Source organism: Pedococcus bigeumensis (assembly GCF_006438965.1).
Classification (GTDB): domain Bacteria; phylum Actinomycetota; class Actinomycetes; order Actinomycetales; family Dermatophilaceae; genus Pedococcus; species Pedococcus bigeumensis_A.
Window position 1 is genome coordinate 631528 of sequence record NZ_RCZM01000003.1, and the last position, 6912, is coordinate 638439.

Sequence of the window (6912 nt, forward strand, 5' to 3'; positions counted from 1 at the left end):
GGGTGCAGCGTCGGAGGAATCCTCACCGCAACTTAGTCGAAGGCCCATCGCCCAACACGTCGACCACCTACCCTTTTTGGCATGGACTCCGCGAGTCAAGGCGACATCACCTGCAGACCCTCTCGTACGCACCAGATCGGCCAGTCTGTGGGCGGGATCCTTGGAGGCATTGCGCTAGCCTCCTTCGCGCTGGGCGGACACCCGATCTACCAGGGGGTGGTGGTGCTGCTGGGCTTCTTTCCTCTCACTGAGTTCCGGCGGCGGGCTGTGATCCGCCAAGACCACATCCACGCTCAGGGGAGACTGCGATCGCGGCGCATCGATCTTGGCGAGGTCACGCAGGTCGGCATTGGCCAGCGTGCGCGGCTGTGGATCCTGACAAGAAACCCGCCAACGGGCAGCCGTTCACGGCTGACATACCTCCGCATGATCTGGCCGACAGGGGAGCCCAACAACCCTTCATCACAGGAGGTCATACCGATCATCCGCGCTCGAGCGGAGCAAGCCGGCGCAATTCTCGAGCCCCCACTCACGGGCCCGGAGGAACCGCAGCGCGACCAAGGGATGTCCTTGTTTTCAGCGTGACCGTCGGCAGCTCACGATGACCGAACGTCCGATCATGCCGCGGACCGTGCGATCGGAACTGCCGATGAGCGGGTGCTCCGACCCCGAGCGCTAGTCGCGACCCGTGACGTGCGTCGTGTCCATCGATTCCCTAGTCCCGTCAGGACCAGCCAACCGCTTCGTCAGGTCGAAGAAGAGACGTACACCCAGGCTGATGACGACGCAGAGCATGACGGAGCGATCCTGCCGGCCCTGAATTAGCAGGGCCAGCGTCATGGCCACAGCCACGCCAGAGATGACCCAAACCACGTTTTCCGCCCGCCTCCAGGTCATGACCACATCATGTCAGCCAAGAGCCGCGAAGCCGTTTACTCGGCCCAGATATCGGTCCTGTGCCGAGATCTCGCCCAAGCGAGTCATCCTGCCGCAACCACGCACGCTCATGCCGCGATGCGATCGCGTCGATGTCGAACATCCCGGCAACCGGCTGTGCGATGCTTCGCCACTGAGTGGTCATGGGCTCTTGTGGGATGCACTGCGTCACCTCCACGGGTGGCCGTTGGCTTGGCTCGTGTTCTGCGGCGCTCAGGTGACGTTCCAGGTGAGCAAGGCTCTCTGGGGCGATATGGACTCGGTGGACGTGGCTCTGTTTGCCCTCTTCCTGACGGCTATGGTGCTAGTCGTGTCCAGGGCAGTGCGGCAGGAACGCACCCGAAGGCGCGAACTACCCGGCCGCCAAATGGAGACCGCCTAACGCCTTCCTATGCCGCACGTCGCGCGGTTGCGAGGTCTCGGACTAGCCTCAATCTGTGTCCACGAAGTCCGACCGACAAGCCGCGCGAGAGGCCGTCGTGACGTATCACGAGAGCCAATTGGCTGTCTTGGTAGGGCGCGTGGGCGACGCGATCGACCGCTTCCGTATCGGCGAGCTGGATGCCTTCGACGTTGACCAGGTGCTCTTCCAGTACTCGCGGGCGGCGAAGGAACTGTGGAAGTTCTGCAACCTCGGCGACCCCGAGCTCGTCGCAAACATCATGCACGAGCGTCCAGTGGTCGATTGGTGGGAGCGCGGAGCGCCCCGGAAGCGATGACGCGAAGGCGTGCACGCTCGGAGGGGTGCTGATGCCGCCGCCAGCGTGATCGTCAGGCGGTGGGATGACGCGCTCATTGTGACCCGGAAGGCGTCCACGTCCGCTTAGTCCATTTGGAGTAGCCCTCATCACTGGTCAGACGGCTCGGAGTAGCCATAGGCGGCGGCAATTGCCGCCGTTGACACTGGACACATGCAGACGCTCAGGTTCACTCCGCGCACGCCCGTGTGCAACCTTGTGAGCGCCTGCGCCGGCCTCGTTGAGATCGTTGAGGATGCGCACGACCGTTGCCTTCGCCCGGATCGCAGCCGGATCTATCGGGTGCGCTCGCTTGTGACCGGCGCGACCTGCTGGGCCTACCTCACCGAGCTGACTGTCGAACAGGCGGCGGCGTAGTCACAGCGGGGCGCCGGCTAGATGTACTCGGCAGAGTGATACGCGGCGAAAAGACGCACCCTGATCCGCACTCTCATGCCGATGAGCGGACGGTTCGTAGCGGCTAATCGGTTGCGGCCCGGACGGCGCTCAGGACGCTCGACAGGCTTTCCGGATGGGCCAACTTCAAATCTGCGAGATCGTTGGGCCGGAACCAACACAGATCGTCGTGCTCCTCGGGCGCATTGTTGACAGGTTCCCCTGCCCAGCGCGTGACGAGGAACCCGTGCATGTCGAGGGTGGGGTCGCTGACTGTCATCGGGATGGGCAGGGGGTCGTGGATGTGCACACCGAGTTCTTCGAGGCATTCCCGACTGACGGCCTGGTGAGGTAATTCGCCCGGCTCGACATGTCCGCCGACAAAGCCCCAGCGGTCGGTGTACGCCTGACGCATTGGGTGGCGATGCGCCAGGAGCACGAGGCCGTCGCGCACGAGTACGGCGGTTGCGATCTGAATCGGGGCGACCATGGCGGCACACTAGGCGCGAACGCACTCAGATGCCGCGTTGCCGCCGGGATATCGCTCAATGCCGTCAAGCGGTGCTGCTGGGACGAGGTTGACCGAGCGCCCCGCAGCGACAAGGGGCGCGCGCTGGCTTGGAGACGACCGAGCAGGAATCTCGGGTCACACAGCTTAGGAAGCCTCAGGGGCTGGCAGGGTGCCGCCCAGAGAGGATCAGCGCGAGGTCCACCGCCGGTGCATTGACGACGCGTCCGATCCCGTAGGACCAGTCGAGGTCCTCGGCCCGCAGTTGCAGCCCTTGCAGGGCCACGCCGAAGTGGGACAGGCTCCGTGGCGCGGTGAGCCCGTCGAGGACGATGCGGGTGCGTGCCATCGGTGGGCGTCGGTCGAGGTCGAGGGCCTCGGTGATGTCGAGGCCGTGGATCACCGCGTGTATGAGGGCGCCGGTGGCGCCCCCGCCGGGTGGGGTCCAGGCCTGCATGCGTGGGGCGCGCAGCGCGGCGAGGAGTTGCTCCGGGGTCTGCCGGGCATCGAGGCGGGCACGTCGGTCTGCCAGCACATCCCATCGCAGACGGGCTCGGATCAGTCCGAGGACGACCACAGGCGCTGAGGCGTGCATCGGCAGGGTTAGGTGGGCTACGACCTCTCGCACGCGCCACCCGGGGCACAGCGAGGGCGCGTCCCACGCGGCGGTTGGAAGTACCGCGAGCAGGTCTGCCAGCTCGGATAGCTCTGCGGCGACCTGGTCGGCGACCTCGGTCGGGGCGGGCCTCATGCCGAGGCCGCAAGCAGGGTCCGAAGGTAGGTCTCCAGCTTATCGAGGGACGTCCGGAAGCCTGCCTGGGCCTCAGGGGTGAGGAAGGCCGCCGGCATATTGCTCTGCTCGATTGTGACCTCCGTGCGGCCGTCGCCGAGGTCGGTGAAGGTCGAGACGGAACGCAGGCCGCTCTCGAGCTCGGTCCAGCCGATCCGCTCGGGCTCGAGGATCTCGTCGAAGACGGCCCTCATCGTGTAGCGGTTGGTGCCGTCGTCGGCGACCATGACCGTCTCGAAAGCGCCACCCGGTCGCGGGTCGACGGTGATCCCGTCCAGGGGGGCGCTCATGCCGCCCGGCCCCCAGAATTGTGTGAGGTGTTCGGGTGTGAGCATGCACCGGAACACCAGCTCACGCGGTGCGGTGAAGACGCGGGTGTGCCTGACAATGCCTTGGTTCATCGGGAAGTGCCTTTCTTGGATGGGGTGGCCTGGACGGCGTGAAGGTGTGCCTCGAGCTTGTCGAAGCGTGCGTTCCACAGCTGACGTGAGGTCTCGATCCAGTCGATGGCCGCGTCGAGGGGCTCGCGCTCGAGGTGGCATGGCCGGGTCTGGGCCTGCCGAGACCTGGTGATCAGGCCGCTGCGCTCCAGGACCTTCAGGTGTTTCGAGATCGCCGGCATGGAGATCGAGAAGGGCTCGGCCAGCTCGGTGACCGTTGCGTCGCCCCGGGCAAGACGCGCCACGATCGCCCTCCGGGTCGGGTCGGCCAACGCCATGAACGCTGCGTCTAGTCGGTCGCCGGTCATCACGGTCATGCCCTTACTGAACCAAAAGGTTATATAACTGTCAAGGCAAATACTGTGGACAGCCCGGTGGGGCAGCTGCCCACTGCCGCCGGTGGAGAGGCCTCCTCCCGCGCAGCGGCTGCCAACGCAAGCACGAGTGGGCCAGGCCAAGTTCGAGGGCAGGACGTCCGCTCTTGCCGCTCGTCGCGCGGATGCGAGGTCTCGGGCTAGCCTCGATCTGTGTCCGCGAAGTCCGACCGACAAGCCCCGCGAGAAGCGGTGGTGAAGTACCACGAGAATCAGTTAGCTTCACTGCAGGAGCGCGTGGGAGCTGCGCTCGAACGCTTCCGCAGCGGCGAGCTCGACGCCTTCGAGGTTGATCAGGTCCTCTTTCAATACTCGAGGGCGGCGAAGGAACTGTGGAAGTTATGCAACTTTGGCGATCCCGAGTTCGCTGCGGACCTCGTGCGTGAGCGTCCGATAGTCGACTGGTGGGAGCGCGGAGCGCCTCGGCAGCGATGACGCCAAGGCGCATGCCCTGAGAGCGCCGCCCTCGAACCGATGCCGTGGTCGTCAGGCGGCGCAAAGACGCACCTGCATGCTCTGCGGACACGTGCCAGACTTCGTCCGTGGGTTCCTTCGACCTCGAGCCATGGCAGCCGCCCTTCAAGGGGCCATCGGGAACGTCGCTTTTTCACTACACGTCGGCCCACGGCCTCCTGGGGATCCTGGACAGCGGGACGCTCTGGGCCACCGAAGCGTCCGGGTTGAATGATGCAGCGGAGATCGTCCTCGGCCAGCGCAAGGTGAGGGAACTAATCACCGCGCTCCCGGAGAGCGAGCTCAAGTCTGAGATGCAGTTGGCAGTGGAGTATGTGTATGACGCCAACGGCCCAGACGCGTCCGACGTCTTTGTCCTCGCTGCATCGTTGCAGCATGACGACGCGAACCAATGGCGGCTCTACGCCGACGACGGGCGCGGCTATTGCGTTGAACTGGACTCGGGAATGCCGCTCACTGTGTTGGCCGGCGGCGAGCCCACGCGAGCGGAGAGCCCCCGGGATGATGCCCATTTGCTCCCAACCGGGCTGCTCACAGACCAGGGATACGTATCGGCGTGGTCTCGAGTCCTCTATGACGACAAGGACATTCGGGAAACGTTTTCGCATCTGGTGTCATGGGCCGACCGTGCACAGACCGAGGCGGAGGGTGCGGAGTGGCCGGATCCGGAGTCTGGGGATCCCAGCCCTTCACAAGAGTTCGGCTATCAACTGTCGCGCGCAATCGCGTCCCTTACCCGCTGCGTTAAGGCCCCAGGTTTCGCGGGAGAGACAGAGGCGCGCGTGCTCATCTCCTTCCTATGGGGTGACTTGCACGCACATTCTCGGGCTACCCCGCGCGGGATCGTTCGCCACTTTTCTTTAGGAACCGCCGTGGAGGGCGGCAAGGCCGTCACCTTCGACCGGAAAGAATCCGTGATTCTCCCCATTAAGTCAGTCACCCTCGGGCCAGGCCTGCGCTTCGAACTTGCGGCCCCCGCGATCCGGTCGCTCCTTGGCCGACATGACTACGAGGTCGAGGTTCTGGAATGGGATGTGCGGTTGCGCTAGGGAGAGCAGCAGCTCGAGCATGGGTCAGCTCGCGGCGGATAGACGCATCACCGGGACCGTGGGCATGCGGACCTTATTGGATCGGGGCATCCATCTCCCTGTCCGGCGGAGCCCACCGACCAGCTGCCGCGCGGCGGGCGGTATTCACGCGGTCGCCGCTGCATCGGTCGGCCCGAGGGCTCCGTCGATCAGTTCCGGGCCCCGGGAAGCATTGTCCGGGTCGATGAGCTCACACTCAACCGCCTCATAGACGGCGCAACTCTCCGATGGTGAACTTCCCGGACAGAACTGGCCGCGTTGGAGAGGTACTCGAGTTTGGCGCGAGCCCGTGCGGGGCCGTCGCGAGGCACTTGGGTGTGATCGAACGCCATTTGCTCTGGCCGCCGCGTCATCGGGGGTGCGATAAGGGCAGAATGGGTCACCCCAAAGGCCGATGGGACACGGCCAGCGTGAGTTCGTCCGCAGCGAGCATGTCGGGAAGAACGGCCCGCCAGACGCGTGGGTCGGGCACAAACCGCTGGGCCGCGTTCCGATGGTCGACATGCCGGTAGATCTTCGTCTCCGTTGTTGATCCGGGATTGTCTGGATTTGGCTCGGGCGGGCGCGGGGCTTGCTAGCGTCCCTCCGGAGGCTCCGTTGGAGCCTGGACGGTTTCGGGGTGGTCTGGGTGACTCCCGACGGATCGGAGCCGGCTGAACGATTCTGGAGAGGTCGCTTGATGCGTGGATCGTGGGGGCGGCGGCTGACGCTGACGGTAGCTGGGGTTGTTGCAGTGGCCGGTGGTGGGCTGGCTGCGGCGCCGACGGTCGCCGCGGCGGCGACTTCCCTTGCTCCAGCGGTTCGGGTAGCTGCCGCGCAGAGCACGGCCGCCGCGGTGACATCGACACCGGGGTCGTATGTCTCGTTGGCTCCGGCGCGGGTCCTGGACACTCGCACCAATCTCGGTGGCACCGGCCCCGTGGCCGCGCACGGCACCGTGCATTTGCAGGTCGCCGGCAGGGGCGGTGTCCCCGCGTCAGGGGTGTCCGCGGTTGTGGTCAACGTGACCGTCACCGCCGCCAAGAGTGCCGGGTTCCTCACCGTCTACCCCGACGGGTCGACCATGCCCACCGCGTCGAACCTGAACTTCGCGGCTGGTCAGACCATCCCCAACCTGGTCATCGCTAAAGTCGGCGCCAACGGGCGGATTGCCTTGACCAACGGCGCCT

At 65.5% G+C, this 6912-nt stretch carries 10 protein-coding genes; 6 read left to right on the plus strand and 4 right to left on the minus strand.

Features of this window, described 5'->3' with window-relative positions; translation table 11 throughout:
• Nucleotides 1-81: 81 nt before the first annotated feature.
• From EAH86_RS11485 to EAH86_RS11495, 3 genes are all read left to right on the plus strand, one after another.
• On the plus strand, nt 82-585 hold the full coding sequence (locus EAH86_RS11485; protein WP_140740682.1) for a hypothetical protein: 504 nt from the start codon (nt 82-84) through the stop codon (nt 583-585).
• A 788-nt stretch (nt 586-1373) separates the two neighbouring features.
• The gene (locus EAH86_RS11490) at nt 1374-1655 is read left to right on the plus strand and encodes a hypothetical protein (RefSeq protein WP_140740684.1); all 282 of its coding nucleotides are present in this window, start codon (nt 1374-1376) and stop codon (nt 1653-1655) included.
• Nucleotides 1656-1847: 192 nt separating this feature from the next.
• Nucleotides 1848-2051 carry a hypothetical protein gene (locus EAH86_RS11495; RefSeq protein WP_140740686.1) on the plus strand — a complete coding sequence of 68 codons (204 nt, stop codon included), beginning with the start codon at nt 1848-1850 and terminating at the stop codon, nt 2049-2051.
• A 103-nt stretch (nt 2052-2154) separates the two neighbouring features.
• Here EAH86_RS11495 and EAH86_RS11500 read toward each other — a convergent pair whose 3' ends face one another.
• The 4 genes from EAH86_RS11500 to EAH86_RS11515 all read right to left on the minus strand — a co-directional run bounded on the left by EAH86_RS11500 (nt 2155) and on the right by EAH86_RS11515 (nt 4124).
• Nucleotides 2155-2559, minus strand: coding sequence for an NUDIX domain-containing protein (locus EAH86_RS11500; RefSeq protein ID WP_140740688.1), 405 nt, complete (start codon nt 2557-2559; stop codon nt 2155-2157).
• Between the two features lie 175 nt (nt 2560-2734).
• Nucleotides 2735-3328, minus strand: a complete 594-nt coding sequence (locus EAH86_RS11505) for a maleylpyruvate isomerase family mycothiol-dependent enzyme (RefSeq protein WP_140740690.1) — start codon at nt 3326-3328, stop codon at nt 2735-2737.
• Nucleotides 3325-3768, minus strand: a complete 444-nt coding sequence (locus EAH86_RS11510; RefSeq protein WP_140740692.1) for an SRPBCC family protein — start codon at nt 3766-3768, stop codon at nt 3325-3327. Before EAH86_RS11510 ends, EAH86_RS11505 begins: the two co-directional genes overlap by 4 nt.
• Entirely contained in the window at nt 3765-4124 is a 360-nt protein-coding gene (locus EAH86_RS11515) for an ArsR/SmtB family transcription factor (RefSeq protein WP_206665807.1), read from the minus strand. Before EAH86_RS11515 ends, EAH86_RS11510 begins: the two co-directional genes overlap by 4 nt.
• Before the next feature lie 210 nt (nt 4125-4334).
• Here EAH86_RS11515 and EAH86_RS11520 point away from each other — a divergent pair, with 210 nt between their 5' ends.
• From EAH86_RS11520 to EAH86_RS11530, 3 genes are all read left to right on the plus strand, one after another.
• Nucleotides 4335-4616, plus strand: a complete 282-nt coding sequence (locus EAH86_RS11520) for a hypothetical protein (RefSeq protein ID WP_140740694.1) — start codon at nt 4335-4337, stop codon at nt 4614-4616.
• Nucleotides 4617-4723: 107 nt separating this feature from the next.
• On the plus strand, nt 4724-5704 hold the full coding sequence (locus EAH86_RS11525; RefSeq protein WP_140740696.1) for a DUF2971 domain-containing protein: 981 nt from the start codon (nt 4724-4726) through the stop codon (nt 5702-5704).
• A gap of 718 nt (nt 5705-6422) precedes the next feature.
• The coding region (locus EAH86_RS11530) for a hypothetical protein (protein ID WP_206665808.1) at nt 6423-6912 on the plus strand (490 nt) is incomplete at its 3' end.